This window comes from Luteimonas aquatica (genome assembly GCF_022662575.1).
In the GTDB taxonomy this organism is placed as follows: Bacteria; Pseudomonadota; Gammaproteobacteria; order Xanthomonadales; family Xanthomonadaceae; genus Luteimonas; species Luteimonas aquatica.
In genome coordinates this window covers 441,567-466,783 of record NZ_JALBFU010000001.1, presented here as the reverse complement: position 1 = coordinate 466,783, position 25,217 = coordinate 441,567, and the positions used below count along the sequence as shown (strand labels likewise).

The window sequence follows — 25,217 nt, the reverse complement described above, 5'->3', positions numbered from 1 at the left end:
GCGCATCGGCGGCGGAACGCCCTGTTGCCGGCGGCGCGTTCAGTACGTCAGCACGTCCACCACCGCGCCGGCCGGGTAAGTCCTCGCGCCGGCGGCCAGCGCGATCAGCGCATCCGAGTCGGCGGCCGCGCGCATGCGGTGCGAACCGTCGGCGGGATTGGCCTCCACCTGCAGCGAGCCGTCCTCCAGCGCGCGCAGGCGGCCGCGCAGGAATTCCAGGCGCTCGTGGGTCTTGTCCCAGGGCGCGGCCAGCCGCGCGCGCCAGCGCGGGCGCGGCGCCGCCCTGCCCTGCAGGCCGTCGGTCAGCGCGCGGCCGAGGGTGAGCCAGGTCGCCAGCACCGAGACCGGATTGCCCGGCAGGCACAGGAACAGGGCATCGCCGAAGCGTCCCTCGCCGCCGCCCTCGGCGAGCAGCACCGGCATGCCGGGCTTCATCGCCACCTTCCAGAACAGCACCCGGCCGTGGGCGCGCAGCAGCGACGGCAGGTGGTCCTTCTCGCCGGCCGAGACGGCGCCGCAGGTGATCACCAGGTCGAAGGCGTGGCCGGCATGGCGCAAGGCGGAGGCAAGCTGCGCCGGATCGTCGCGCAGCGTCGGCCAGGCGGTCGGTTCCAGGCCATCGGCGCGCAGCAGGCCCATCAGCTGTTCGCGGTTGGAGTTGTAGATCTGCCCTGGCGCCAGCGGCAGGCCGGGCTCGACCAGCTCGTCGCCGGTGGTGAAGACCGCCACGGTCGGGCGGCGCGCCACCGGCAGTTCGGACAGCCCCTGCGAGGCCGCCAGCGCGATGCGCGTCGGCGTCAGCACTTCGCCGGCGTGCAGCAGCACATCGCCCGGGCGCGTGTCCTCGCCCGCGACGCGCACGTGCTGGCCGCGCCTGGGCGCGACGTCGACGCGCACCCGGTCGCCCTGCGCGTCCGGCTGCAGCGTGGCGTTTTCCTTCATCACTACCGTGTCGGCGCCTTGCGGCAACGCCGCGCCGGTGGTGATGCGCGCGCACTCGCCCGCCGCCAAATGCAGGTCGAGCGCGGCGCCGGCGAACTGCTCGCCCGCCAGCCGCAGCGCCTGGCCCGCGGCAAGATCGGCGTGGCGGAACGCGAAACCGTCCATCGCCGAATTGTCGAAGGGCGGCTGCGCCAGGTGCGCAGTCATGTCCTGGGCAAGGACATGACCGTGGGCGCGCGCCAGCGCGGTGCGTTCGATCGGCAGGCGCCGCCGCGCGGCGACGTCGGCGACGATGGACAGGGCCTCGTCGAAGGCGATGCGGGTCGGGAAATCCGTCACGGCGATGGCAGCGGTGTCATGGCAGCCGCCACCTTAGCGCAAGCGCTGCGTTCGCAGGTCGGCATGGCGGCGCGCATCGGCGCGACGCATCGATTCATTGTCGGTCCGGCGACGGTGCGATGCCGGCGGCGGCGAGGTCCCCGGGCGTATTGAGATTGCCCAGGCGCACGCCGGCCAGCCGTACCCGCGCCATGCCCAGGCGCGCCTGCAGCGCACGCACCGCGTAGTCGCCGCCGGCGATGGCCGCGGCCGCCGCCGCGCGCAGCTCCTTCACCTGCCAGAGCGCCACCAGCGGCTGCAGGCCGTCGTCGTCCTCGACGAAGGCGCCGCGCCCGCCGGCCGCGGCCAGGCTCGGCCACAGGCAGTCGTTGACGTCGACCAGGTCGACCGGCAGCGTCAGCAGCCATGGCGTCGCGCAGGCTTCGGCCAGCGCCTGCAGTCCGCCGAGCGGGCCCAGGTCGGCCTGCCGGTCGGCCACCGCGCGCAGGCCGGCCTCGGCGTAGCGCTGTACATCGCGGTTGGCGCTCACCAGCACGGCCGCCGCCTGCGGCGCGAAACGCCGCGCCAGGCGCGTCACCTGCGGCACGCCTCCCCGCTCCAGCCAGGCCTTGTCGAGGCCGCCCAGGCGCGTGGCGCGGCCGCCGGCGAGGATGCCGAGGGTCAAGGCTTCGGGAGGCGGCGCTGCGGACATCGGCGGCGTGGATGGCACGGCGGCTCGACGCGGATCGATGGCGCGCCGATGCCGGCGCCCGCGATCCTAGCGCTTGACGTGCTTGAGCAGGCGCCGCTTGCGCGCCATCTGCCGGTCGGTGAGCACGTTCTTCTTGTCCTTGTAGGGGTTCTCGCCCTCCTTGAACACGAAGCGCACCGGCGTGCCGACCAGCTTGAAGCGCTTGCGGAAGAAGTTTTCCAGGTAGCGCCGGTAGGTGTCGGACAGGGTGCGCAGGCGCGTGCCGTGCACGACGAAGGTGGGTGGATTCTCGCCGCCGGGATGGGCGAAGCGCAGCTTGGCCACGTGCCCGCGCACGGTGGGCGGCGGATTGGCCTCGTAGGCGATCTCCAGCGCGCGGGTGATCTCGGCGGTGCCGAACTGGCGCGTGGCCGAGGCATGCGCGCGGTGCACGGCGCGGAACAGCTCGCGCAGGCCCGAGCCGTGCTTGGCGCTGATGCGCACCGCCTCGGCCCACTGCACGAAGGCCAGCTTGCGCGACAGCAGCGCCTCGACCTGTTCGCGCTGGTAGGTGCTCAGGCCGTCCCACTTGTTCACCGCCACCACCAGCGCGCGCCCGGAATCGAGCACCGCGCCGAGCACGCTGGCATCCTGCTCGGTGACGCCCTCGCTGGCGTCGAGCATGATCACCGCGACCTGGCACTGTTCGATCGCCTGCAGGGTCTTGATGATCGAGAAGGTTTCCACCGCCTCCTCCACCCGCGACTTGCGGCGGATGCCGGCGGTGTCGACCAGGCGGTACTTGCGGCCGTCGCGCTCCAGATCGACGGCGATGGCATCGCGCGTGGTGCCGGCCACTTCCGAGGCGATCATACGCTCCTCGCCGAGCAGGCGGTTCACCAGCGTCGACTTGCCCACGTTGGGGCGGCCGATGAAGGCGATGCGCATGCGTTCGGGATCGTCGTCGAGCAGCGTCGCGTCGCCGTCGGGCGGCAGCTTCGCCAGCACCTTGGCCAGCAGCTCGTCGAGCCCCTGCCGGTGCGCGGAGGACACCGCGAGCACGTCGCTGAAGCCGTAGCGCGAGAACTCGGCCATGGCCGCGCGCGCGTCGATGCCGTCGGTCTTGTTGATGACCAGGAAGGTGGGACGCGCGGTCTTGCGCAGCCAGCGCAGGATGTCGTCGTCGAGCGCCGAGGCGCCCTCGCGGCCGTCGACCACGAACAGCACCAGGTCGGCCTCTTCCGCCGCCGCGCGCGCCTGCCGCGCGGTGGCGCCGGCCAGGCCCGTGCCTTCCATGTGGATGTTCTCGCCGGCGATGCCGCCGGTGTCCACCAGCACGAACGGGCGCGCCTCGTCGAGGCGGCAGACGCCGTAGTGGCGGTCGCGGGTCACGCCCGGCTCGTCGTGCACCAGCGCGTCGCGCGTGCGCGTCAACGCGTTGAACAAGGTCGATTTACCGACGTTGGGGCGACCGACCAGGGCGACGAGAGGGAGCATGGGGATTCGGGGGTTGGCGAAGGCGAAGCGAGGAAGGGACAAAGGCGGCCGCTGCTGCTTTCACCCCGCTCCGCCCGCCTCTTCAGTTCTTGGCGGTAGCCGGCGCCGAATCGACGCGGTAGGCGTTGATCTCGCCGTCGGTGTCCTCGACCAGCAGGATGCCGTCGACCACCACCGGGCTGGCCCGCAGCGGATCGCCGCCGGTGCGCTCGCGCGCCGCCAGGCTGCCGTCGGACAGGCGCAGCCAGTGCAGGTAGCCGTCGTAGTCGCCGACGACCGCATAGTCGCCCTGCACCGCTGCCGAGGTGAGATTGCGCCGCGCCAGCACCGGCTGCGACCACAAGGCGCTGCCGCTGTTCTTGTCGAGCGCCCACACCGTGCCGGCGGGATCGGAGACCACCACGCGGTCGCTGGCCATGCCGACGCGGCCCGGGCCGCCATTGTCGTGGGCCCAGATCGGGCGGCCGCTGGGGGCGTCGAGCGCCATGGTCTGCTTCTTGAAGCTGGTGACGTAGAGCGTGGTGCCGTCCAGCGCCGGCGAGCCGTCGACGTCGGCCATGCGCTCGAGTTCGCTGCGGCCGTCGGGCTGGGCCACGGTCTGGTCCCAGATCGGGCGGCCGTCGGCCATCGCCAGCGCGGTCACCGTGCCGTCGTCGTTGCCGACGAAGACGAAGCCCGGGCCGAGGGTGGGCGCGTCGTTGCCGCGCACCGTCAGGGTCGGCAGCTCGCGGTTCCAGAACCAGCGCCGTTCGCCGTTGGTCGCATCGAAGGCGCTGATGCGGCCGTCGTTGGAGCGCACGAACACCAGGCCCTGCCCGATCGCCGGCGCGGCGATCACTTCGTTGGGGACCCTGGCGCGCCACTTCTCGGTGCCGGTGGCCGCGTCGAGCGCGATCACGTCGCCCTTGAGGCTGCCGACCACCACCAGGCCGTCGCCGACGCCCGGGCCGCCGGACAGGCGGATGTCCTTGTCCTTCTTGTCCTTGTCCTGGCGCTTGGGCACGTAGTGCCACACCGACTTGCCGGTCTGCAGGTCGAAGGCATGCACCCCGCCCTCGACGGCGGCGGCGTAGACGCGGCCGTCGGCGGCCACCGGCCCCTGGCGGGCGCCGAGGCGCTTCTCGCCCTTGCCGGCCTTCACCGACCAGAGCCGGCTGACGGTGGCGCTGGGCGTGAATTCGGTGAGCTCGGCCGGTTCGTTGGCCTTCTTGGCGTCTTCCTTGTCCTTGCTGGTGAACCAGCCCTTGACGGTGCTGCATCCGGTGAACGCGAACGCGCAAAGCAGGATCAGCGCCGTGCGGCGCAGGACGGTGCCGGACGGCAGGGCCAAGCTTTTCATCGGGTGCGTGCCTTTTGCTGATGTACCTGTTGCAGATGCGCCTTTCACGGAGGTGTCTTTCAAGTGCGGGCCCCTCAGGTGCGGGCTTCGGGTTTCGCGGCGGGCTTGCCGCCGACGTCGGTGAGCTTGAGCTCCAGCAGGCCGCGCTGCGGCGCCGCGACGTCGAGCTTGGTCAGGGCGTCGCCGTAGGACTTGCGCGCGTCGTCGCGCTTGCCGAGGGCGACCTGGGCGTCGCCGCGCACTTCCAGGCTCACCACGTCGTCGGCTCCGCCCAGCGCCTGCAGCGCCTCCTGCGCCTTGCCGGCGTCAATGAGCAGGCGCGCCAGGCGCTGATTGCGCACGTTCTGCAGGCCGGGATCCTCGGTGGAGGCGGCGCGCAGGGTGGCGATGGCGGCATCGCGCTGGTTGGCGTTGAGCTGGGCCTTGGCCAGATCGAGCGCGTAGAGCACGCCGTAGGGCGTGTCCTTCAGCGCGGCCAGCTGCGCCTGGGCCTGCTTGAGGTCCTTGGACTGCACGGCCTTCAGCGCGGCCTGGTACTGCTCGCCGGCGCGCTGGCTTTCGCCGACGGCGCGCGCCTTCCACCACTGCCAGCCGCCGATCAGGCCCAGGCCCAGGACCACGCCGCCGATCAGGCCCAGGCCATTGCGGCGCAGCCAGGACAGCACGCGCTCGCTTTGTTCGTGTTCGTCGAGAAGATCGTCTATTGCCATCGAAAATCAGCCATCGCAAAGCTGCGTAGGTGGTGGATGCCGCCGTGCCCGCCGGGTCGGGCACGGCACGGATCGAGGGCCCGGAAAGCGGGCCGACAGTACCAGACCGGCCGCGCGCCCAGGCGGCGCGGCCGATGCGGGTTCATGCGCCATTATCCCGCATCGGAGCCGAGCGGTCCGTACGGAGCCCGGCGCGGACCGCGCCGGGCACGGCGTCTCAGTCGGAGACCGGCGCGAGCGCGCCGTCGGAGGATACCGTAAAGCGCGCCACGCTCGCGCGCATGAAGGGCGTCAGGTCCTGGGCCTGGCCGTTGCGCTGCACCTCCACCGCCTTGGCGTTGCCGAGCACCACGCGGCCGACGTCGGCGGCCGGATAGCTGCGGCTCTCGCCGGATTTGAGCAGCGCTTCCTCGAGCGTGCTTCCGTCCTTGGCGCGGATCTGCACCCAGCTGTCGTCGCTGAAGCGCAGGCTCAGCTCGGGCGCCGCGGACGCCGGCGCGGCGGCCGGCGTGCTCTGGCGCGGCGGCACCATCGAGGCGACCACGGTCGAGGGCTCGCGCACGGCCGGTTGCGCCGAGGCGTCGGCCTGGTGGGCGGCGGCCAGCTTGTCGGCGGGCACGTCGAGCGGCGCGGCCAGTTCGTCGCCGCTGTCCAGGTGCGAGCGCGTGGCGACCCACACCGGCAGGATGATCAGCGCGGTGATGACGATGTAGACCAGCCGGCCGCCGACCTGGTCGGCGATGCGCTGCAGCCACGGCGTGCGCCAGTGCGCCACCAGCCGGGTCGGCTCGATCGGCGCGACGCCGGAGGCGTTCTGCACCGGCTCCACCGGCAGCCCCAGCAGCCGGGAATAGCTGCGCAGCTGTCCGCGCACGAACACCGGGGCGCCGATGCGGGCCCAGTCCTCGGATTCGAGCGCTTCGACGATGCGCACGGGCATTTTCAGGCGCGCGGCGACGTCGGCCACGCTCAGGCCGGCGGCCTCGCGCGCATCGCGCAAACGCTGCCCGCAGCCGCGCTGCTCCTGCAATGCGCGTGCCTGCTCCACGCCGGAGCCGTCCGCCATGGAATGATTGGGCGGGATCATGGTTGGCTGGGTTCCCCTAATTGTGGAACGGACCCCGCCTGCGGGAATTCCGTTCTTAGACGTTGAGCATAACGATCGGCGGCGGCCTTGTCGCCAAGCTTGTTTTCAATCAGTGACGCCAGTCGAAGGGCATCGTCCGAGGCCGGCGCCGCGGCAAGGCGCCGCTCCGAGAACGCCCGCGCTTCCATGTAGCGGGCATTGCGGTACTGGACATCGGCCATCGCCTCCAGCGCGACGGCGTTCTCCGGCGCCAGCTCGAGGGCGGCGCGCAGGATCTGTTCGGCCCGACCGGCCTGGCCGGCGCGCAGCGAGCAGGCCCCGGCATTGGCCATGGCCGAGGCGCGGTCGCGATAGGCCGGGTCGACCACGGCACGGTCGAACCAGGCCATCGCCTCGGCCGCCCGGCCGTTGGCGCACAGCCAGGCACCGTAGTTGTTGAGCGCCACGCCCTGGTCCGGCGCCAGTTCGGCGGCCTTGGCGTAGTAGCCGCCGGCCTGCGCGCCGTTGCCGCGCTGGTCGGAGATCACCGCCAGCAGGGTGTAGACGTCGGCCGACTTGGGGTCCAGGCGCAGCGCCTCCTGCGCCAGGCGCTCGGCCTCGTCGTACTCGCCGCTGCCCAGGCGCGCCTGGGCCAGGCCGATGCGGTCGCGCAGCGTGGTCTCGCGCTTGATCTCGGGCGAGTCCTTGAAGTCGTAGCTGGGCCCGTTCGACTCGGTCTTGCCGATCTTCGGGTTGGGCCGGACGAAGGTCAGCCGCGAGCAGGCCGTCGCGGCCAGCGACAGCAGCACGGCGATGGCGATGGCCTCACGCAGCCGCATCGACGCCTCCGCTGCCCTGCGGGCCGCCGCCGTCCCCGGACGCCAGGCCCAGGCGCTTGCGGTGCTCGGCCTGGCGGCGCGTGCGGTCGGCCACCTGCCCCTTGAGCTGGCCGCAGGCCGCGTCGATGTCGTCGCCGCGCGTGCGCCGCACCATGGTCAGCACGTGCGCGTCGAGCAGCGACTTCTGGAAGGCGCGGATGTCGGCCTCGGAGGAGCGCTCGAAGCGCGTGCCCGGGAACGGGTTGAACGGGATCAGGTTGACCTTGGCCGCGTCCTTCATCTGCAGCGCGTTGTCGAACTGGCGCATCAGCCGCGCCAGCTGCCGCGCATGCAGCGGCTGGTCGTTCACGCCCTTCATCAGCGTGTACTCGAAGGTGATCGACTCGCCCTTCTTGCGGCGCGCGTAGCGCTCGCAGGCGGCCATCAGCTCCTCGATCGGATACTTCCTGTTGAGCGGCACCAGCTCGCTGCGCAGCTCGTCGTTGGGCGCGTGCAGCGACACCGCCAGCGAGACGTCGCTGACCTCGCCCAGCCTGTCGATCATCGGCACCATGCCGGCGGTGGACAGCGTGACGCGCTTGTTGGCCAGGCCATAGCCGAGGTCGTCGCGCATCACGCTCATCGCGCGCACGACGTTGTCGAAGTTCATCAGCGGCTCGCCCATGCCCATCATCACCACGTTGGTGAGCTTGCGCTGCTTGTGCGGGACGTTGCCCAGGTGCCGCGCCGCCACCCACACCTGGCCGATGATCTCGGCGGTGGACAGGTTGCGGTTGAAGCCCTGCGTGGCGGTCGAACAGAACTGGCAGTTGAGCGCGCAGCCCACCTGCGAGGACACGCACAGCGTGCCGCGCCCCTTGTCGGGGATGAACACCGCCTCGATGGCGTTGCTGTTGTCCATGCCGAGCAGCCACTTGTGGGTGCCGTCGGCGGAGGGTTTCTCGAACTGGATCTGCGGCACGCGCACCTGCGCGTGCTCCTCCAGCTTGCCGCGCAGGACCTTGCCGAGATCGGTCATCTCGGCGAAGTCGGTGACGTGGCGGTGATGGATCCACTTCATCACCTGGTGGGCGCGGTAGCGCTTCTCGCCGAGCGTGTCGGCGAAGAAGCTCTCCAGGCCCTCACGATCGAGGTCGAGCAGGTTTTGCCTGCCGGGTGCCGGCCTGCCTTGTGCCTGATTGCTGGCGATCGTGTCGTTCACTTCGGAAAACTCAGCGCGCGTAGACGTCCGTGCTCGGGAAGAAGTACGCGATCTCCACCGCCGCCGTTTCCGGCGCGTCGGAGCCGTGCACGGCGTTCGCGTCGATCGAGTCGGCGAAGTCGGCGCGGATGGTGCCGGCCGCGGCGTCCTTCGGATTGGTCGCGCCCATCAGCTCGCGGTTCTTGGCGATCGCGTTGTCGCCTTCGAGCACCTGGATCACCACCGGGCCGCTGATCATGAACTCGACCAGCGCATTGAAGAACGGACGCTCGCGATGCACGGCGTAGAAGCCTTCGGCTTCCTTGCGCGAGAGATGCTTCATCTTCGCCGCCGCGATCTTCAGGCCGGCTTTTTCGAAACGGGAATAGATCTCGCCGACGACGTTTTTGGCTACGGCATCGGGCTTGATGATCGACAGGGTGCGCTCCAGCGCCATTGGGATGATCTCCGGAAAGGCGGGCCATTCGCTGCCCAAGATCCAGGGGGATCTTGCCTGCTAGGGGCCCAGAGTAACATGGAAAAACCCGCGTGCGGACGCGGGTTTAGCCGATTTGGCTACGGTAATTCTAGCGGATTGGTAACGTCTTCTGCACCCATTTCGCACACTCGGGGTTTGACGGGCGGGCGGCCCGGAACTACGATCAAACAAACGTTTGATTTATTTCCGGGCATGCCCAATCCCCCCGTCGCGCAGTTCTCCACCAAGGACCGCATCCTCGGCGCCGCCGAGGAGCTGTTCGCCCAGCATGGACTGGCGGGCACGTCCCTGCGCCAGGTCACCAGCCGCGCCGACGTCAACATCGCGGCGGTCAACTACCACTTCGGCAGCAAGGAAAACCTGGTCAACGAGGTGTTCCGCCGGCGCATGGACGAGATGTGCGGCCTGCGCCTGCGCATGCTGCGCGAGGCCCAGGAACAGCGGCCGGGCGAGCTGGAACCGGTGCTGGCCGCCTTCGTCGAGCCGCCGCTGGCGCTCACCCGCGACCGCGGCGGCAGCGCTTTCATCCGCGTGATCGCCCGCGCCTATGCCGAAAAGAATGACGGACTTCGCAAATTCCTCTCCGAGGAGTACGGCCACGTGCTGCGCGAGTTCGCCAAGGCGATCGCGGTCTGCGTGCCGGAACTGAGCAAGGAGCAGCTGTACTGGCGTCTCGATTTCCTCGCCGGGGCCCTCATCTATGCGATGGCGGACTTCGGCCTGATCAAGCGGCAGCCCGGGGTCAGCGAGGCGGCGCACAGCGAGCGCGCCGCGCGCGAGCTGATCGTCTTCGCCGCGGCCGGGCTGCGGATTTGAACCTTCATCTCGGAGCGTGAAGATGCCTGGGAACAACCCCGGGCAGACCCCGGCCGGACCCTGGCACCGTCACGCTTCAAGTCGAACTCTCCCCTATTAGTCAAGGAGTTACGGGTAATGTCTCAGAATCTACTTGTCCGCCGGGTGGCCGTGCTCGGTGCCGGCGTGATGGGCGCGCAGATCGCCGCGCACCTGGTCAACGCGGGGGTCGACACGATCCTGTTCGACCTGCCGGCCAAGGAGGGCGACCCCAACGGGATCGTGCTCAAGGCCATCGGAAACTTGAGCAAGCTCAGCCCCGCCCCGCTCGGCAGCAAGTCGCTGGCCGAGGCCATCGTGCCCGGCAACTACGAGCTGAGCCTGGCCAAGCTCAAGGATTGCGACCTGATCATCGAGGCCATCGCCGAGCGCATGGACTGGAAGCAGGACCTGTACAAGAAGATCGCCCCGTTCGTGGCCGACCACACCGTGCTGGCCAGCAACACCTCGGGCCTGGGCATCAACAAGCTGGCCGAGGTGCTGCCCGAGCAGCTGCGCCACCGCTTCTGCGGCGTGCATTTCTTCAATCCGCCGCGCTACATGCACCTGGCCGAGCTGATCCCGGCCCGCACCACCGACAAGGCGATCCTGGAGGGCCTGGAGACCTTCCTGACCACCAACCTCGGCAAGGGCGTGGTCTACGCCAAGGACACCCCGAACTTCATCGGCAACCGCATCGGCGTGTTCTCGATCCTGGCCACCATCCACCACACCGCCGAGCACAAGCTGGGCTTCGACGAGGTGGACGCGATCACCGGCCCGCTGCTGGGGCGGCCGAAGTCGGCCACCTACCGCACCTCCGACGTGGTCGGCCTGGACACCATGGCCCACGTCATCAAGACCATGGCCGACACCCTGCCCGACGATCCCTGGCACCAGTACTTCAAGGCGCCCAAGTGGCTGGAGGCGCTGATCGCCAAGGGCGCGCTGGGCCAGAAGACCGGGGCCGGCATCTTCCGCAAGGTCGGCAAGGACATCGTGGTCCTCGACCTGGAGAAGCAGGACTACCGGCCCTCCGACCGCGTCGCCGCGCCGGAGGTGGTCGAGATCCTCAAGAACAGGAACCCGGCCGAGAAATTCGCCCAGCTGCGCGCCAGCCAGCACCCGCAGGCGCAGTTCCTGTGGGCCGTGTTCCGCGACCTGTTCCACTACAGCGCCTACCACCTGGCCGACATCGCCGAGACCGCGCGCGACGTCGACCTGGCCATCCGCTGGGGCTACGGCTGGTCGCTCGGCCCGTTCGAGACCTGGCAGGCCGCCGGCTGGAAGCAGGTGGCGCAGTGGATCGCCGACGACATCGTCGCCGGCAAGGCGATGAGCTCGGCGCCGCTACCGGACTGGGTGTTCGACGGCCGCGACGGCGTGCACGCCGCCGAGGGCAGCTACAGCCCGGGCAAGAACGCCAAGCTGCCGCGCTCCACCCTGCCCGTCTACCAGCGCCAGCGCTTCCCCGATCCGCTGCTGGGCGAGAGCTTCCCGCAGGGCGAGACGGTGTTCGAGAACGACGGCGTGCGCCTGTGGAGCGACGGCGACGACGTGGCCGTGCTCTCGTTCAAGACCAAGATGAACACCGTCTCCGACGCGGTGCTCGACGGCGTGCAGGAAGCCGTCGGCCGCGCCGAGCGCGACTTCAAGGCGCTGGTGCTGTGGCAGCACAAGGAGCCCTTCTCCGCCGGCGCCGATCTCACCGGCGCGATCGGCTACCTGCAGAAGGGCGACCTGAAGGGCTTCGAGGGCATGGTCGCCAACTTCCAGGCCACCAGCCAGCGCATCAAGTACTCGCTGGTGCCGGTGGTGGCCGCGGTGCGCGGCCTGGCGCTCGGCGGCGGCTGCGAGTTCCAGATGCACAGCGCCAAGACCGTGGCCTCGCTGGAGAGCTACATCGGCCTGGTCGAGGCCGGCGTCGGCCTGCTGCCGGCCGGCGGCGGGCTGAAGGAGATCGCGGTGCGCGCCTCGGCCGCCGCGGGCCCGGGCGGCGACGTGTTCGCCGAGCTCAAGCGCTACTTCGAAACGGTCGCGATGGCCAAGGTGTCGACCTCGGCCTTCGAGGCCAAGGAACTCGGCCTGCTGCGCCAGACCGACAAGGTGGTCTTCAACGGCTACGAACTGCTCTACGCCGCCAAGCAGGAGGCGCGCGCGCTGGCCGAATCCGGCTATCGCCCGCCGCTGCCGGCGCGGCGCATCCAGGTGGCCGGCGATGTCGGCATCGCCACCTTCAAGATGCTGCTGGTCAACATGCTGGAAGGCCGCTTCATCAGCGAGTACGACTACGAGATCGCCACCCGCATCGCCACCGTGCTGTGCGGCGGCGAGGTGGATCGCGGCGCGCTGGTCGACGAGGAATGGCTGCTCCGCCTGGAGCGCCAGCACTTCGTCGAGCTGGCGCAGCAGAAGAAGACCCAGGACCGCGTGCTGCACATGCTGCAGACCGGCAAACCGTTGCGGAATTGATTGCCCTCGCCCGTCGTCCCTGCGAAAGCAGGGCCCGTTTCCCCGGTATGGCCCGGAAGAATCCGGGAAGCGCCAGAAGAAATAATGGGTTCCCGCCTTCGCGGGAATGACGGGGCAGCACCCACCCTCACCGATCCATCTTTCGATCGAGAACTGCAATGACCAAGCAAATCCAGGACGCCTACATCGTCGCCGCCACCCGCACCCCGGTCGGCAAGGCCCCCAAGGGCGTCTTCCGCAATACCCGTCCCGACGACATGCTCGCGCATGTCCTGAAGTCCGTCGTCGCGCAGGCGCCCGGCATCGACGTCAGCCGCATCGACGATGCGGTGATCGGCTGCGCGATGCCCGAGGGCGAGCAAGGCATGAACGTGGCGCGCATCGGCGTGCTGCTGGCCGGCCTGCCGAACACCGTCGCCGCGCAGACCGTCAACCGCTTCTGCTCCTCCGGCCTGCAGGCCGTGGCGCTGGCCGCCGACCAGATCCGCCTGGGCAACGCCGACCTGGTGCTGGCCGGCGGCACCGAATCGATGTCGATGGTGCCGATGATGGGCAACAAGGTAGCGCTGTCGCCGTCCGTATTCAAGGACGACCACGTCGCCATCGCCTACGGCATGGGCATCACGGCGGAGAAAGTGGCCGAGGAATGGAAGGTCTCGCGCGAGGACCAGGACGCCTTCGCCCTCGCCTCGCACCAGAAGGCGCTGGAAGCGATCAAGGCCGGCGAGTTCAGGAGCGAGATCTCGCCCTACGAGGTGCTGTCGCACCAGCCCGACCTCGGCGGCAATACCATCCGCCTGAAGAAACTGCTGGTGGAGAACGACGAGGGCCCGCGCGCGGACACTTCGGCCGAAGGCCTCGCCAAGCTGCGCCCGGTGTTCCGCAACGGCCAGTTCGGCGGCACGGTCACCGCCGGCAACTCCTCGCAGATGAGCGACGGCGCCGCGGCGGTGCTGCTGGCCTCCGAGCAGGCGATCAAGGACTACGGCCTCACCCCGCTGGCGCGGTTCGTCTCCTTCTCCGTGGCCGGCGTGCGCCCGGAAGTGATGGGCATCGGCCCGATCGCGGCGATCCCCAAGGCGCTGAAGCAGGCCGGCCTGACCCAGGACCAGCTCGACTGGATCGAACTCAACGAGGCCTTCGCCGCCCAGGCGCTGGCGGTGATCCGCGACGTCGGCCTGGACCCGTCCAAGATCAACCCGCTGGGCGGCGCCATCGCCCTCGGCCATCCGCTCGGCGCCACCGGCGCGGTGCGTACGGCCACCATCGTGCACGGCCTGCGCCGCCGCCAGCAGAAGTACGGCATGGTCACGATGTGCATCGGCACCGGCATGGGCGCGGCGGGCATCTTCGAGGCGCTTTGACGCCGAGCCGATGCCGCACCGCCGCCGGCAAGCCCGCCGGCCTGGGCCACGCCCACAAAAAAGCCCCCGCAACGTCGGGGGCTTTTTCTTGCGCCGTGCTCAGTTGGTCGAGCAGTGCCTGCCGCCGGCGTCGCTCCAGCAGCACGTGGAGCCGCCATCGGGTTCCGGGCGGCACTGGTATCCCCATTGCGGCGTGACCGTGCCCAGCAGGCCCAGCCTGCTCGAAGCGGTGTCCTCGGGAATGCTCAGCACCGTTCCCCGATCGCCGCGCTGCGTCGCGGCGGACGAGGACTGCTGGCTGCTCGCGCCCGCGTCTTTGCCGCGCTGCGAATCGGCCGGCTGCGCGTGGGCGGAGCTGGTCGCTGCGCCGATCGCCAGAACGAGAAGCATGGTGATTTTCTGGATTTTCATAATTGTCCTTAATTAATGAGACCACATGGCAACAGCGGGAGAACAGGCGCCCTCCCGCCGCGCGAATGTACTTCCGCCCGACTTGCCCGCGGCAAAACGCCTTGCGGCGGCGCGCTTCCGATTCTTCGCTCCAATTCGTACTGACTTGGCCGGCCGCATCGGCGGCGAAAAAACGCCGTCGCCCGCGACTTTCATCGAATGCGCGAATTCATCGTGGAAATGCGCACACTGTGAATACGCCCGGTGCTGCGTTCGCAGCATCACGCGTTATTTTGTGACATCGCCTGCACGCTGCTTCGACTACGAAGTGTGGCCGCATCGTTCCGCGGCCCCACTCGACCAGTAGGAGACCATCGATGTCCCGCATCGTTTCGCACCTGCGCCTGTTGTCCGTTTGTGTCGCGCTCGCCTGCACCGCCAACGCGCAAGCGAGCAAGCCTTCCCGCACCGCACCGATCGCGCAAAGCAAGGGCGTGCGCGCGCCAGAAGCCACGCAGCAATGGCCGGACGGACGCTATCGCGCCGACGGCAGCGCGGCGGTGCTGTACCGTCCCGATTTCAAGTCGACGCCGGCCAATGCCCGCAGCCTCGCCCAGCGCCGGGCGCTCAGCGAACGCGAGCGCGGCGCCAATGCCGCGCGCGTCGCCTTCGAGTACCTGGCCGCGCGCCACGACAGGCTTGGCGTGCAGGAAAACGAACTCGCCGGCATCGAGCAGACCAGCCTGCGCAGCGCGCCGGGCCTGTCTGTCGTGCGCTACCGACAGCGCCTGGACGGGTTGCCGGTATACGGCAGCGACATCGCCGTCAGCGTGCAGGACGACGGCAGCGTGGTGTACGTCAGCAACGACAGCGTGCGCAACCTGCAGCCGGCCGCGGCCGGCAAGGCCCTGGCGATCGACGGCCGGCGCGCCATCGCCGTCGCGCTGCGCCATTTGGGCGGCAGAACCTCGGGCCATCGCGACGCCGAACGCATGGCCTACCAGTCGCCCGACACCGGGCGTACCCACGTCGTCTGGCGCGTGGAGGCCGGCACCTGGGAGCTGCTGGTGGACGAGATCAGCGGCGAAGTCCTGCGCGCCCAGGACCGCGCGCTGAATGTCGATGGCGACGGCATGGTATTCGCCCCCGACCCGCTGTCCTCGGCGCGCGCCAGCTACGGCAGCACCGGCTACAGCGACGGCAACAACGCCAGCACGACGCAACTGAGCGCGCAGCGCAAGTCGGTCGTGCTGCGCGAGATCACCTTCGCCAGCAATCGCTACGCCCTCAAGGGCCCGTATGCGCAGTGCCTGGAGATCGAATCCCCGAACGACGGCGCCTGTCCCTCGCAGGCCGGCAGCAGCTTCAACTTCGCGCGCAACGACAAGCTCTTCGATGCGGTGAATGTCTACTACCACATCGACACCTTCATGCGTTACGTCAACCAGACCCTCGGGGTCAGCGTCACGCCCACCCAGTACAGCGGCGGCGTGAAGTTCGACCCGCATGGCCTGGACGGCGACGACAATTCCCACTACGACCCGAACGACGGGTATCTCGCCTTCGGCGAAGGCGGCGTCGACGACGCTCAGGACGCCGACGTGGTCGTCCACGAACTCGGCCACGGCCTGCACGACTGGCTGACCCATGGCGGGCTGTCGCAGACCCAGGGCCTGTCCGAAGGCGTCGGCGACTATCTCGCCGCCGCCTACAGCCGCGATTTCCAGAACCAGTGGACCCCGAGCGACGCGCAGTATTTCTGGGTCTTCAACTGGGACGGCCACAACGAGTTCTGGAACGGGCGCGTCACCAACTGGCATCTCAACCACAGCTACCCCAGCAACCTGGGCGGCACGGGCCATACCGCGGGCCAATACTGGTCCTCGTGCAACCTGGTGGCACGCGATGCCATCGGCGGCCAGGCCATGGACAAGGCCTTCCTGACCGGCCTGTCGATGACCAACGGCAGCAGCAACCAGAAGGACGCCGCGCAGGCGGTGATCAACGCCGCCAAGTCGCTCGGCTACGGCGCCACGCAGATCGCCGCGATCGGCAATGCCTACAACCAGAGCTGCAGCTACGGCGTGACCGTCCCGTAACGACGCCATGCCGGCGCCGTGCATCGTCCTGCCAGGCGATGCGCGGCGCCGGTCTTCCCCCTTCATCCCCTTGCCAACAAAGGAACGTCCATGCGCATCCACCCGCTTTGCATCGCCACCGCCCTGCTGCTGGCCGCCGCGCCCGCCCTGGCCGGATCGGGACAGGACAAGGTCTGGATCAGCCTCGGCGACGAGGCCTACACCCTGCTGCGCGGCATCGCGCCAGGCGCACGCGAGATCGCCCCCTCGCCGGGAACGGCCGCCGGCGGCGGTCTGCACATCGTCGAGGTCGAGCGCGGCAGGCTCGATGCCCTTTCCTCCGCCATCCACGCCGGCCGCCGGCAGTGCGGCGGCTTCGTTGCGCATGCCTCGCTGGCCGAGGCGCAGGATGCGCTCGCCGCCAGGACCAAGAAGCTCGCCACGCAATACCCGGGCTACGAAATCAACAACGGCCCCCTGGTGACGTCGATGCTGCAGTCCTTGAGCGAGCCGAATCTCGTGCAGTCGATCACCGCGCTCTCCAACTACCGCAATCGCCATCACGCCAGCGAATACGGCGCGCAGGCCTCGACCTGGCTGTACCAGCAGTGGACCGCGCTGGCCGGCAACCGCAGCGACATCAAGGTGGAGCAGGTGGCGCACCGGAACACCGCGCAGAAATCGGTGGTGCTGACCATCACCGGCAGCGAACGCCCGAACGAGATCATCGTCCTGGGAGGGCACCTGGACAGCATCGCCAGCGGCGGGGCCGGCGGCACCGCGCCGGGCGCCGACGACGACGCCTCCGGCATCGCCAACCTCAGCGAGGTGATCCGCGTGCTCACCGACAGCCGCTACCAGCCGCGCCGTACCCTCAAGTTCATGGCCTACGCGGCGGAGGAAGTGGGCCTGGTGGGCTCGGGCGAGATCGCCGCCAGCCACAAGGCCGCCAAGGCGCAGGTGCTGGGCGTGCTGCAGCTGGACATGACCAACTACAAAGGCTCCAGCGGCGACATCTACATCACCGAGGACGGCACGGATTCGCGCCAGAACGCGTTCCTGCGCCGCCTGGCGAGCACCTACCTGCCCAACCTGCAGGTGGGCTCGGAGTACTGCTACTACGCCTGTTCCGACCACGCCAGCTGGCAGGGCCAGGGCTACCCGTCCTCGTTCCCGTTCGAGGCCTACGACGACGCGCGCGGCAACGACGAGTCCAATCCCTACATCCATACCTCGCAGGACACGCTGGACAAGAGCGGCGGGCATGCCCTGCACGCGCTGAAGTTCTCGCAGCTGGCGCTGGCCTACGCGGTGGAGCTGGGCAGCAACGTCGGCGTCACCACGCAATGACGGCGGACGCGCGACGCGCAGGCCGCCATGGAAAACGGCGCGTGGAAACGCGCCGTTTTTCCGATGCGGCCGCGTCGGCCGGGGCGCGACCGCCGGCTCAGGCCAGGTCGATGACGCCCAGTTCGTGCAGCGCGCGCGCCATCGAGTCGCGGGCCGCGTCGCTGATCTTCTCGTGGTCGAGCGCGAAGCGGATGGTCGCCTCGACCAGGCCGATGTGCGTGCCGCAGTCGAAGCGGGTGCCCTTGAAGCGGTAGGCGTCGATCTGCGAATCGGCGATCTGCGCGGCGATGGCGTCGGTCAGCTGGATTTCGCCGCCGGCGCCCTTCCCGGTCTTCTCCAGGTGATCGAAGATCGTCGGCGGCAGGATGTAGCGCCCCACCACCGCCAGCGTGCTCGGCGCCTCGGCCGGCGCCGGCTTCTCGACGATGCGCCGGATCGCGCCATGGCGATCCTCGAAGCCCTCGACGGCGACGATGCCGTAGCTGGCGGTCTGCTCCTCGGGCACGTCCTGCACGGCGATCGCGCCGACGCCGTTGGCCTCGGCATGGTCGGCCATCTGCTTCAGCGCGCCGGCGCCGTCCTTGTTCCAGATCAGGTCGTCCGGCAGCATCACGGCGAAGGGTTCGTTGCCGATCACCGCCCTGGCGCAGAGCACCGCGTGGCCCAGGCCCAGCGCCTCGGCCTGGGTGACGAACACCGCGCGCACGCCCTCGGGCAGCACGTTGCGCACCAGGTCGAGCTGCTCGTGCTTGCCCGACTTCTCCAGCTTCTGCTCCAGCTCGTAGGCCTTGTCGAAGTAGTCGGCCACCGCATGCTTGTAGCGGTTGGTGACGAAGACCAGCGTGTCGCAGCCGGCCTCGATGGCCTCGTCCACCGCGTACTGGATCAGCGGGCGGTCCACGATCGGCAGCATTTCCTTGGGCACGGTCTTGGTGGCGGGCAGGAAGCGCGTGCCCAGGCCGGCGACGGGAAACACCGCTTTGCGGATGCGGGGATGCTTGGCGTTGGCTGTTGTCATCTCGAGAGAGGATCGCGCCGCATTTCGGCGGCGCCCTGGTCATGAATGAATGGGCAAGTGTATGCCGAGCCGGCGTTTCGGTGCGCCGCGGGCCCGGAACCGGGGCGTCGGCGGGCTCAGGTCTTTCTGGAGGCGCGCGCGGGAAAGGCCACCACGGTCGCCAGCTGCTTCTGCGGCGCCTCCGGCACGCTGGCCGGGACGAATTCGGGGACCGCCTCGCGCAGCAGCACGGCCAGCTGGTCGAGATCGTAGCGCACCACCGCCTCGCGCAGCGCCGTGCGCATCAGGCGCAGGTTCTCGGCCGCCACCTCGCGCGCCTCGGCCTGGAGGATCTTCGGGTGCGAGGTCGGGCGATAGCGTTCGTCGGCGTGGAACAGCGTCTCGTGCAGCTTCTCGCCCGGGCGCAGGCCGGTGTAGACGATGGCGATGTCGCGGTCGGGCTGCTTGCCGGCCAGGCGGATCATCTGCTCGGCCAGCAGGCGGATCGAGACCGGCTCGCCCATGTCCAGGGTGTAGATGGCCTGCCGCGAACCGATCGCCGAGGCCTGCAGGATCAGCTGGCAGGCTTCCGGGATGGTCATGAAGTAGCGCGTGACCTCCGCATCGGTGACCGTGACCGGCCCGCCGGTGCGGATCTGTTCGCGGAACAGCGGCACCACGCTGCCGGCCGAATCGAGCACGTTGCCGAAACGCACGGTGATGAAGCGCGTGCCCTGGCTGCCGGCGATCGCCTGGCACAGCATCTCGGCCAGGCGCTTGCTGGCGCCGAGCACGTTCACCGGGTCCACGGCCTTGTCGGTGGAAATCAGCACGAACGTGCCCACGCCCGCCTTGAGGCTCTGTTCGGCCACGGTCTCGGTGGCCAGCACGTTGTTGCGCACCGCCTCGCGCAGCTGCGCCTCCAGCACCGGCACCTGCTTGTAGGCGGCGGCGTGGAACACGGCTTCCGGGTGCGAGAGGCCGAGCGCGTGCTCGATCACCGCGGCATCGCCGCAGTCGCCCAGCACGGGGATGAACTCGATCTGCGGGAAATCGCGGCGCAGTTCGGCCTCGGTGGTGGCCAGCGCCAGCTCGTCGATTTCCAGCAGCGCGATCTGCCGCGCGCCGTGCCTGGCGCATTGCCGGCACAGCTCCGAGCCGATCGAGCCGCCGGCGCCGGTGACCAGCACGCTGCGCCCGCCCAGCCAGCCGCGGATCGCCTTCCAGTCCGGGGTGACCGGCTGGCGGCCGAGCAGGTCCTCGATCGCGACCTCCTTCAGCTCGCCGGGCAGCGAGCGGCCCTCGAGCAGGTCGTCCAGGCGCGGCACGGTGCGGAACGGCAGTCCGGTGCGCTCGCAGGCCGCCACTATCCGGCGCATCGAGGCCGCATCCAGCGACGGCATGGCGATCACCAGCAGGTTGACGCCGGTCTCGGGGGCGATCTTGTCGACCTCGTCCACCCGGCCCAGCACCGGCAGGCCCTGCAGTTCGCTGCCGCGCAGCTTGGCGGCATCGTCGAGGAAGCCCACCGGCTGGTAGGCGCCGGTGCGGCGCAGGTCGCGCACCAGGGTCTCGCCGGCCTGGCCGGCGCCCAGGATCAGCACCCGCAGCGCGGCCTTGTCGGTGCGCGTCAGGCTATGGTCCTTCCAGCTCCGGTACAGCAGCCGCGGCATGCCCAGCAGCGCGGTCAGCACGATCGGATACAGCACCAGCACCGAGCGCGGGGTCTGGTTGAGGCGGTTGTAGAGGAACAGGGCCAGCACGATGGCCACCAGTCCGGCGACGCTGGCCTTGAGGATGTTCAGCAGGTCCGGCAGGCTGGCGAAGCGCCACACGCCCCGGTACAGGCCGACCTTCCAGAACACCATGCCCTGCGCGAACAGGATCAGCAGGTTTTCCGGGGAAAAGGCCGGCAGGTCGATGGAGACCGATTGGATCGAATAGCGGAACTGGTTCAGCCCGGCCCAGCAGAGCCAGACCATGAAAAGGTCGTGCAGCACGACTGCGGCTCGAGGCGCTGCGGCACTGACCCGGGTTTTCCATCCACTCATGCGCTTTCGAATCCCTGGCTTTGTCCAGCGTCAGCGCCTTCGCAGACGCCTCCACGCGATGCCCCCCCCCAGGTACCACGCACAGCTGGCCGCGATGATAAATGCAAACCCTGTCTCGCAAATGACTGAAACCAATACGCCCCCCGCCGCGGCCCAGGCCGCATAGGCGAGCGTGACGGTCCGGTGACGGCCAGCGCGCCGGGCCCAGTGCTGGTAGGCATGCTCGACGTGCGGCGTCCACCAGCGCTCGCCGCGCAGCATGCGTGACAACAGTGTCAAGGCAGCGTCGAGAAGGAAGGCCGAGGGCGGCAGCAGCATCAGCACCCAGGTGGCCGGACGGGGATCGCGCACCAGCATCAGCGCCATGGGCGCGGCCAGGGCGTAGCCGATCGCCCCGCTGCCGACGTCGCCCAGGAAGATCCGGGCCTTGCCCTGCCCGCCCAGCGGCAGGTTGAACGGCAGGAAGCCGGCGGCCCCGGCCGCCAGCGCCAGCGCCAGCCACTGCGCCAGGGCATCCCCGGTGAGCCAGGCATAGGCCATGGCCACCACTACGGCCTGCAGGGCGGCGATGCCGTCGATGCCGTCCATGAAGTTCCAGACGTTCACCAGGCCCAGCGCCAGCGCGAACGCCAGGCAGGCCGCCGGCAGGTCGCCGGAGACGCCCCACACCGCCCAGGCCAGCAGCGCGGCGGCCACCCCGTGCACCGCCAGGCGCGGCCAGGGCGAAAGCGAGCGGTGGTCGTCCAGCCAGCCGATGCCGGCGACCAGCGCCAGGCCGGCCGAGACCGGGCCCAGGAAGCCGCGCGATTCGGGCAACTGCCAGGCGAACAGCGCCTGGGCGAACAGCAGCGCGAACACGATGCCGATGCCGCCGCCGCGCGGCGTGGCCACGGCATGGCTGCGGCGTTCGCCGGGGTGGTCGAGGAGGTTGCGCCAGCGCGCGTAGCGCAGCGCCGCCCAGGTGCCGAGGCAGGCGATGCCGGCGCAGGCGGCCAGCCACCACGGCGATGGCACGCCGGAAAGGCTCACACCACCGCGTAGTTGAGCAACGGCTTGATGGTGCCCCACTCCTTGCAGCTGGGGCATTGCCAATGGTGGCTGCGCGCGCCGAAACCGCAGCGGTTGCAGCGGTAGCTCGGGTTGCGCACCAGCAGCTGGTCGGTGATGTGCTTGAGGTCGTTCAGGGTGCGCACCTCGTCGCTGCCCTCGGCGAGGGTGAGCTCGATCAGCGCCGCCTCGCCGCGCACCGAGGGACGGTCCTTGAGCTGCTGTGCGAGGTAATTGCGCGCGGCCGGCACCCCGTCCTCGGCCTCGACCAGCTTGGTCAGCGCCAGCACCGGGGAGATGCCGCGGTAGTGCTCGCTCATCTCGGCCAGGAAGCGGCGCGCGCCGGGCTGGTCGCCGACGCGGTCGTAGGCCGGCAGCAGGGCCGGCAGGATTTCCGGCAAGTAGTCGGCGTCGTGGCGCGCGGCCCGCTCGAAGGCGCGGATGGCGGCGGCGTCGTTGCCGGCGTCCAGCTCGATGCGGCCCTCCAGCATGCCGGCGCGCACCGAGCCCGAATCGGCCGCGTACGCGCGCGCGACCGCCGCGCGCGCGCCGTCGACGTCGCCGCTGGCGCGCAGGCGGTCGGCCAGTTCGCACTCGAACTGCGCGATCAGCTTGCCCATCGGCTCGCCGGTGACGGCTTCGTAGCGCGAGGCGTTCTCGATCGCCTTCGGCCAGTCGCGCTCGGACTGGTAGATGCCGATCAGGTGCTTGAGCGCCTGCGGTGCGCGCTGGTCGATCTTGGCCAGATCGGTGAAGACGGTTTCGGCGCGGTCGAGCAGGCCCGAGCGCATGTAGTCCTCGCCCAGCGCCAGCAGCGCCTGCACCTTCTGCTGGTCGCTCAGGTCGGGGCGCTGCACCAGGCCCTGGTGCAGGCGGATGGCGCGGTCCACTTCGCCGCGCCGGCGGAACAGGTGCCCGAGCGCCACCTGCGTCTCGAAGGTGTCCTTGTCGAGCTCGGCGATGTGCAGGAACAGCTCGATCGCCTTGTCGGCCTGTTCGTTGAGCAGGTAGTTCAGGCCGCGGAAGTAGGTGGTCGACAGGCGGCTGACCTGGGTGTCGCTATGGCGCTCGCCGCCGCGACGGCCGATCACCCAGCCGCTCAGCGCCGCGAAGGGCAGCAGCAGGAAGAACCAGAACCATTCGGTGATGAAGGCCATATCAGGACTCGCCGGAACCGGGCGCGGCGACCGGCCGCGCGCGGCGCTCGCGCCGCAGCTGCTGGCGCAGCGGCAGGATCACCGAGGCCGCCAGCAGCAGGCCGCCGGCGATGGCGCCCAGCAGCATCGCCGCCAGCAGGGCCACGCCCAGCGTGCTGCGCAGGGTGAAGGCGCCGAAATCCACGGCGATCGCCTGCGAATTGAGCATGCCGATGACCACGCCGGCGGCGACGCACGACAGGCCGATGAGAAAACGAAGCAATCGCATAGGGCTAGCTTAGCCGAATGCGCGGTCGGCGAGACGGGTCCGGGGCGGACTCAGTCGTCCTCGGAAGGCAGCGGCATGGCGGTGCTGACGCGCTCGCGCAGCTCCTTGCCGGGCTTGAAATGCGGCACGTGCTTGCCGGGCAGCGCCACGGCGTCGCCGGTCTTGGGGTTGCGGCCGGTGCGCGGCGGCCGGTAATGCAGGGAAAAGCTGCCGAATCCACGGATCTCGATGCGCTCGCCGTGCGCCAGCGCGCCGCCCATCATCTCCAGCAGCGACTTCACCGCCATGTCGACGTCGTCGACCTTCAGATGGCTCTGGCGCTGGCTGAGGATTTCGATCAATTCCGATTTGGTCATGGACACGGATACCGCGGTGGCATGGGCCGATCGCGGCCCGGCCGAAGCCGGGCCGCGAGGTTGACATCACTCGGACTTGTTGCCGAGCTGCTCGCGCAGCAGCGCGCCGAGCTTGGTGGTGCCGCTGGAAGCGTCGGCCGCGGCCTTGTTGTACTCGGCCAGGGTCTCGGCCGCCTCGGCCTCGTCCTTGGCGCGGATCGACAACTGCAGCGTGCGGCCCTTGCGGTCCATGCCGGTGAACTTGGCTTCGATCTTGTCGCCGACCTTCAGGTGCTGGCTGGCGTCGTCGATGCGCTCGTCGGAGATGTCGCGAGCGGCCACGTAGCCTTCCACGCCGTCGGCCAGCTCGATGGTCGCGCCCTTGGCGTCCACTTCCTTGACCGTGCCGGTGACCTTGGAGCCGCGCGGATAGTTGGCCATGAACTGGCCGAACGGATCCTGCTCGAGCTGCTTGACGCCCAGGCTGATGCGCTCGCGCTCCGGATCGACCGCCAGCACCACCGCCTCCAGCGTGTCGCCCTTCTTCAGGTTGCGCGCCACGTCCTCGCCGGTGGAGTTCCAGCTCATGTCGGAGAGGTGGATCAGGCCGTCGATGCCGCCGTCCAGGCCGATGAAGATGCCGAAGTCGGTGATCGACTTGATCTGGCCCGACACCTTGTCGCCCTTCTTGTGGATCGCGGCGAAGGTCTCCCACGGGTTGCTGGTGACCTGCTTGATGCCCAGCGAGATGCGGCGGCGCTCCTCGTCCACGTCCAGCACCATGACCTGGACCTCGTCGCCGACCTGCACCACCTTGGACGGGTTGACGTTCTTGTTGGTCCAGTCCATCTCGGAGACGTGCACCAGGCCTTCCACGCCCGGCTCGATCTCGACGAACGCGCCGTAGTCGGTGACGTTGCTGACCTTGCCGAACACGCGGGTGTTGGCCGGGTAGCGGCGGGCGATGTTGTCCCACGGATCCTCGCCCAGCTGCTTCAGGCCGAGGCTGACGCGGTTGCGCTCGCGGTCGTACTTGAGCACGCGCACTTCCAGCTCCTGGCCGACTTCCACCACCTCGGACGGATGGCGCACGCGCTTCCAGGCCATGTCGGTGATGTGCAGCAGGCCGTCGATGCCGCCCAGGTCGACGAACGCGCCGTAGTCGGTGAGGTTCTTGACCACGCCCTTGAGCTTGGCGCCCTCGACCAGCTTCTCGAGCAGCTGCTCGCGCTCTTCCGAGTGCTCGGTCTCGACCACGGCGCGGCGCGAGACGACCACGTTGTTGCGCTTCTGGTCGAGCTTGATGATCTTGAACTCGAGTTCCTTGCCTTCCAGGTACACCGGGTCGCGCACGGGACGCACGTCCACCAGCGAACCGGGCAGGAACGCGCGCACGTCGCGGATGTCGACGGTGAAGCCGCCCTTGACCTTGCCGCTGATGCGGCCGGTGATGGTCTCGTTCTTGTCCAGGGCTTCCTTGAGCTCGTCCCAGACCATGGCGCGCTTGGCCTTCTCGCGCGACAGCACGGTCTCGCCGAAGCCGTTTTCCAGGGAGTCCAGCGCGACCTTGACGACGTCGCCCTCGGCGACGTCGATCTCGCCGGCCTCGTTACGGAACTGTTCGATCGGCACGATGCCTTCGGACTTCAGGCCGGCGTTGATCACCACCACGTCGGTGCGCACCTGGACCACGGTGCCGGTGACGATGGCGCCGGGCTTGAGCTTGGCCAGGTTGGTCTGGCTCTGTTCGAACAGTTCTGCGAATGATTCGGTCATTTGAAAATTTCTCGGTT

General features: G+C 69.4%; 21 protein-coding genes and 1 pseudogene. 5 read left to right on the top strand and 17 right to left on the bottom strand.

The features are described from left to right. Positions 1-39: 39 nt before the first annotated feature. From MD221_RS02225 to ndk, 9 genes are all read right to left on the bottom strand, one after another. Positions 40-1,281 carry a molybdopterin molybdotransferase MoeA gene (locus MD221_RS02225; protein WP_242107486.1) on the bottom strand — a complete coding sequence of 414 codons (1,242 nt, stop codon included), beginning with the start codon at positions 1,279-1,281 and terminating at the stop codon, positions 40-42. Positions 1,282-1,375: 94 nt separating this feature from the next. Next, positions 1,376-1,972, bottom strand: coding sequence for a molybdenum cofactor guanylyltransferase (gene mobA, locus MD221_RS02220; RefSeq protein WP_242107485.1), 597 nt, complete (start codon positions 1,970-1,972; stop codon positions 1,376-1,378). Positions 1,973-2,038: 66 nt separating this feature from the next. After that, entirely contained in the window at positions 2,039-3,448 is a 1,410-nt protein-coding gene (gene der / locus MD221_RS02215; RefSeq protein ID WP_242107484.1) for a ribosome biogenesis GTPase Der, read from the bottom strand. Between the two features lie 82 nt (positions 3,449-3,530). Beyond that, complete coding sequence (gene bamB / locus MD221_RS02210) at positions 3,531-4,787, bottom strand: outer membrane protein assembly factor BamB (RefSeq protein WP_242107483.1); 1,257 nt, start codon at positions 4,785-4,787, stop codon at positions 3,531-3,533. A 74-nt stretch (positions 4,788-4,861) separates the two neighbouring features. After that, entirely contained in the window at positions 4,862-5,497 is a 636-nt protein-coding gene (locus tag MD221_RS02205; protein ID WP_242107482.1) for a YfgM family protein, read from the bottom strand. 217 nt (positions 5,498-5,714) lie between these two features. After that, entirely contained in the window at positions 5,715-6,563 is an 849-nt protein-coding gene (locus MD221_RS02200; protein ID WP_242107481.1) for a helix-turn-helix domain-containing protein, read from the bottom strand. A 17-nt stretch (positions 6,564-6,580) separates the two neighbouring features. Beyond that, on the bottom strand, positions 6,581-7,402 hold the full coding sequence (gene pilW, locus MD221_RS02195; protein ID WP_242107480.1) for a type IV pilus biogenesis/stability protein PilW: 822 nt from the start codon (positions 7,400-7,402) through the stop codon (positions 6,581-6,583). Continuing rightward, on the bottom strand, positions 7,389-8,603 hold the full coding sequence (rlmN, locus tag MD221_RS02190; protein WP_242107479.1) for a dual-specificity RNA methyltransferase RlmN: 1,215 nt from the start codon (positions 8,601-8,603) through the stop codon (positions 7,389-7,391). Before rlmN ends, pilW begins: the two co-directional genes overlap by 14 nt. A 10-nt stretch (positions 8,604-8,613) precedes the next feature. Then, entirely contained in the window at positions 8,614-9,039 is a 426-nt protein-coding gene (ndk, locus tag MD221_RS02185) for a nucleoside-diphosphate kinase (RefSeq protein WP_242107477.1), read from the bottom strand. Positions 9,040-9,273: 234 nt separating this feature from the next. Between ndk and MD221_RS02180 the strand changes: the two genes are divergently transcribed. The 3 genes from MD221_RS02180 to MD221_RS02170 all read left to right on the top strand — a co-directional run bounded on the left by MD221_RS02180 (position 9,274) and on the right by MD221_RS02170 (position 13,751). Next, entirely contained in the window at positions 9,274-9,897 is a 624-nt protein-coding gene (locus MD221_RS02180; protein ID WP_242107475.1) for a TetR/AcrR family transcriptional regulator, read from the top strand. Positions 9,898-10,014: 117 nt separating this feature from the next. Continuing rightward, entirely contained in the window at positions 10,015-12,387 is a 2,373-nt protein-coding gene (locus tag MD221_RS02175) for a 3-hydroxyacyl-CoA dehydrogenase/enoyl-CoA hydratase family protein (RefSeq protein ID WP_242107473.1), read from the top strand. 158 nt (positions 12,388-12,545) lie between these two features. Further along, complete coding sequence (locus MD221_RS02170; RefSeq protein ID WP_242107471.1) at positions 12,546-13,751, top strand: acetyl-CoA C-acyltransferase; 1,206 nt, start codon at positions 12,546-12,548, stop codon at positions 13,749-13,751. A 99-nt stretch (positions 13,752-13,850) separates the two neighbouring features. On the opposite strand, the gene MD221_RS02165 is transcribed toward MD221_RS02170, so the two are convergent. Next, complete coding sequence (locus MD221_RS02165; protein WP_242107469.1) at positions 13,851-14,141, bottom strand: hypothetical protein; 291 nt, start codon at positions 14,139-14,141, stop codon at positions 13,851-13,853. Between the two features lie 377 nt (positions 14,142-14,518). Between MD221_RS02165 and MD221_RS02160 the strand changes: the two genes are divergently transcribed. Together MD221_RS02160 and MD221_RS02155 are read left to right on the top strand one after the other, a co-directional pair. Then, a complete protein-coding gene (locus MD221_RS02160; protein WP_242107467.1) occupies positions 14,519-16,240 on the top strand; it encodes a hypothetical protein in 1,722 nt (573 codons plus the stop codon). Between the two features lie 90 nt (positions 16,241-16,330). Continuing rightward, positions 16,331-17,569, top strand: a complete 1,239-nt coding sequence (locus MD221_RS02155) for a M20/M25/M40 family metallo-hydrolase (protein ID WP_242107465.1) — start codon at positions 16,331-16,333, stop codon at positions 17,567-17,569. A 97-nt stretch (positions 17,570-17,666) separates the two neighbouring features. Here MD221_RS02155 and galU read toward each other — a convergent pair whose 3' ends face one another. The 7 genes and pseudogenes from galU to rpsA form a co-directional block, all read right to left on the bottom strand. After that, positions 17,667-18,587, bottom strand: coding sequence for a UTP--glucose-1-phosphate uridylyltransferase GalU (gene galU, locus MD221_RS02150; RefSeq protein WP_242107464.1), 921 nt, complete (start codon positions 18,585-18,587; stop codon positions 17,667-17,669). A gap of 116 nt (positions 18,588-18,703) precedes the next feature. Continuing rightward, a complete protein-coding gene (locus MD221_RS02145; protein WP_242107463.1) occupies positions 18,704-20,617 on the bottom strand; it encodes a polysaccharide biosynthesis protein in 1,914 nt (637 codons plus the stop codon). A gap of 30 nt (positions 20,618-20,647) precedes the next feature. Continuing rightward, the gene (locus MD221_RS02140) at positions 20,648-21,646 is read right to left on the bottom strand and encodes an MraY family glycosyltransferase (RefSeq protein ID WP_242107462.1); all 999 of its coding nucleotides are present in this window, start codon (positions 21,644-21,646) and stop codon (positions 20,648-20,650) included. Beyond that, positions 21,643-22,821 carry a lipopolysaccharide assembly protein LapB gene (gene lapB / locus MD221_RS02135; RefSeq protein WP_242107461.1) on the bottom strand — a complete coding sequence of 393 codons (1,179 nt, stop codon included), beginning with the start codon at positions 22,819-22,821 and terminating at the stop codon, positions 21,643-21,645. Before lapB ends, MD221_RS02140 begins: the two co-directional genes overlap by 4 nt. Before the next feature lies 1 nt (position 22,822). Continuing rightward, positions 22,823-23,089 carry a lipopolysaccharide assembly protein LapA domain-containing protein gene (locus tag MD221_RS02130; protein ID WP_242107460.1) on the bottom strand — a complete coding sequence of 89 codons (267 nt, stop codon included), beginning with the start codon at positions 23,087-23,089 and terminating at the stop codon, positions 22,823-22,825. A gap of 50 nt (positions 23,090-23,139) precedes the next feature. Further along, positions 23,140-23,469 (bottom strand): annotated as a pseudogene (locus MD221_RS02125) (integration host factor subunit beta); the annotation flags it as partial. Between the two features lie 42 nt (positions 23,470-23,511). Beyond that, a complete protein-coding gene (gene rpsA, locus MD221_RS02120) occupies positions 23,512-25,200 on the bottom strand; it encodes a 30S ribosomal protein S1 (RefSeq protein ID WP_242107458.1) in 1,689 nt (562 codons plus the stop codon). Positions 25,201-25,217: the final 17 nt, after the last annotated feature.

Excerpts from the sequence above, each read along its gene's own strand:
- MD221_RS02175 (WP_242107473.1), top strand. The coding sequence starts at position 10,015 with ATGTCTCAGAATCTACTTGTCCGCCGGGTGGCCGTGCTCGGTGCCGGC.
- MD221_RS02180 (WP_242107475.1), top strand. The coding sequence starts at position 9,274 with ATGCCCAATCCCCCCGTCGCGCAGTTCTCCACCAAGGACCGCATCCTC.
- ndk (WP_242107477.1), bottom strand. The coding sequence starts at position 9,039 with ATGGCGCTGGAGCGCACCCTGTCGATCATCAAGCCCGATGCCGTAGCC.
- MD221_RS02155 (WP_242107465.1), top strand. The coding sequence starts at position 16,331 with ATGCGCATCCACCCGCTTTGCATCGCCACCGCCCTGCTGCTGGCCGCC.
- lapB (WP_242107461.1), bottom strand. The coding sequence starts at position 22,821 with ATGGCCTTCATCACCGAATGGTTCTGGTTCTTCCTGCTGCTGCCCTTC.
- MD221_RS02160 (WP_242107467.1), top strand. The coding sequence starts at position 14,519 with ATGTCCCGCATCGTTTCGCACCTGCGCCTGTTGTCCGTTTGTGTCGCG.
- MD221_RS02165 (WP_242107469.1), bottom strand. The coding sequence starts at position 14,141 with ATGCTTCTCGTTCTGGCGATCGGCGCAGCGACCAGCTCCGCCCACGCG.
- der (WP_242107484.1), bottom strand. The coding sequence starts at position 3,448 with ATGCTCCCTCTCGTCGCCCTGGTCGGTCGCCCCAACGTCGGTAAATCG.
- MD221_RS02145 (WP_242107463.1), bottom strand. The coding sequence starts at position 20,617 with ATGAGTGGATGGAAAACCCGGGTCAGTGCCGCAGCGCCTCGAGCCGCA.
- MD221_RS02205 (WP_242107482.1), bottom strand. The coding sequence starts at position 5,497 with ATGGCAATAGACGATCTTCTCGACGAACACGAACAAAGCGAGCGCGTG.
- MD221_RS02170 (WP_242107471.1), top strand. The coding sequence starts at position 12,546 with ATGACCAAGCAAATCCAGGACGCCTACATCGTCGCCGCCACCCGCACC.
- MD221_RS02130 (WP_242107460.1), bottom strand. The coding sequence starts at position 23,089 with ATGCGATTGCTTCGTTTTCTCATCGGCCTGTCGTGCGTCGCCGCCGGC.
- pilW (WP_242107480.1), bottom strand. The coding sequence starts at position 7,402 with ATGCGGCTGCGTGAGGCCATCGCCATCGCCGTGCTGCTGTCGCTGGCC.
- mobA (WP_242107485.1), bottom strand. The coding sequence starts at position 1,972 with ATGTCCGCAGCGCCGCCTCCCGAAGCCTTGACCCTCGGCATCCTCGCC.
- rpsA (WP_242107458.1), bottom strand. The coding sequence starts at position 25,200 with ATGACCGAATCATTCGCAGAACTGTTCGAACAGAGCCAGACCAACCTG.
- galU (WP_242107464.1), bottom strand. The coding sequence starts at position 18,587 with ATGACAACAGCCAACGCCAAGCATCCCCGCATCCGCAAAGCGGTGTTT.
- MD221_RS02200 (WP_242107481.1), bottom strand. The coding sequence starts at position 6,563 with ATGGCGGACGGCTCCGGCGTGGAGCAGGCACGCGCATTGCAGGAGCAG.
- bamB (WP_242107483.1), bottom strand. The coding sequence starts at position 4,787 with ATGAAAAGCTTGGCCCTGCCGTCCGGCACCGTCCTGCGCCGCACGGCG.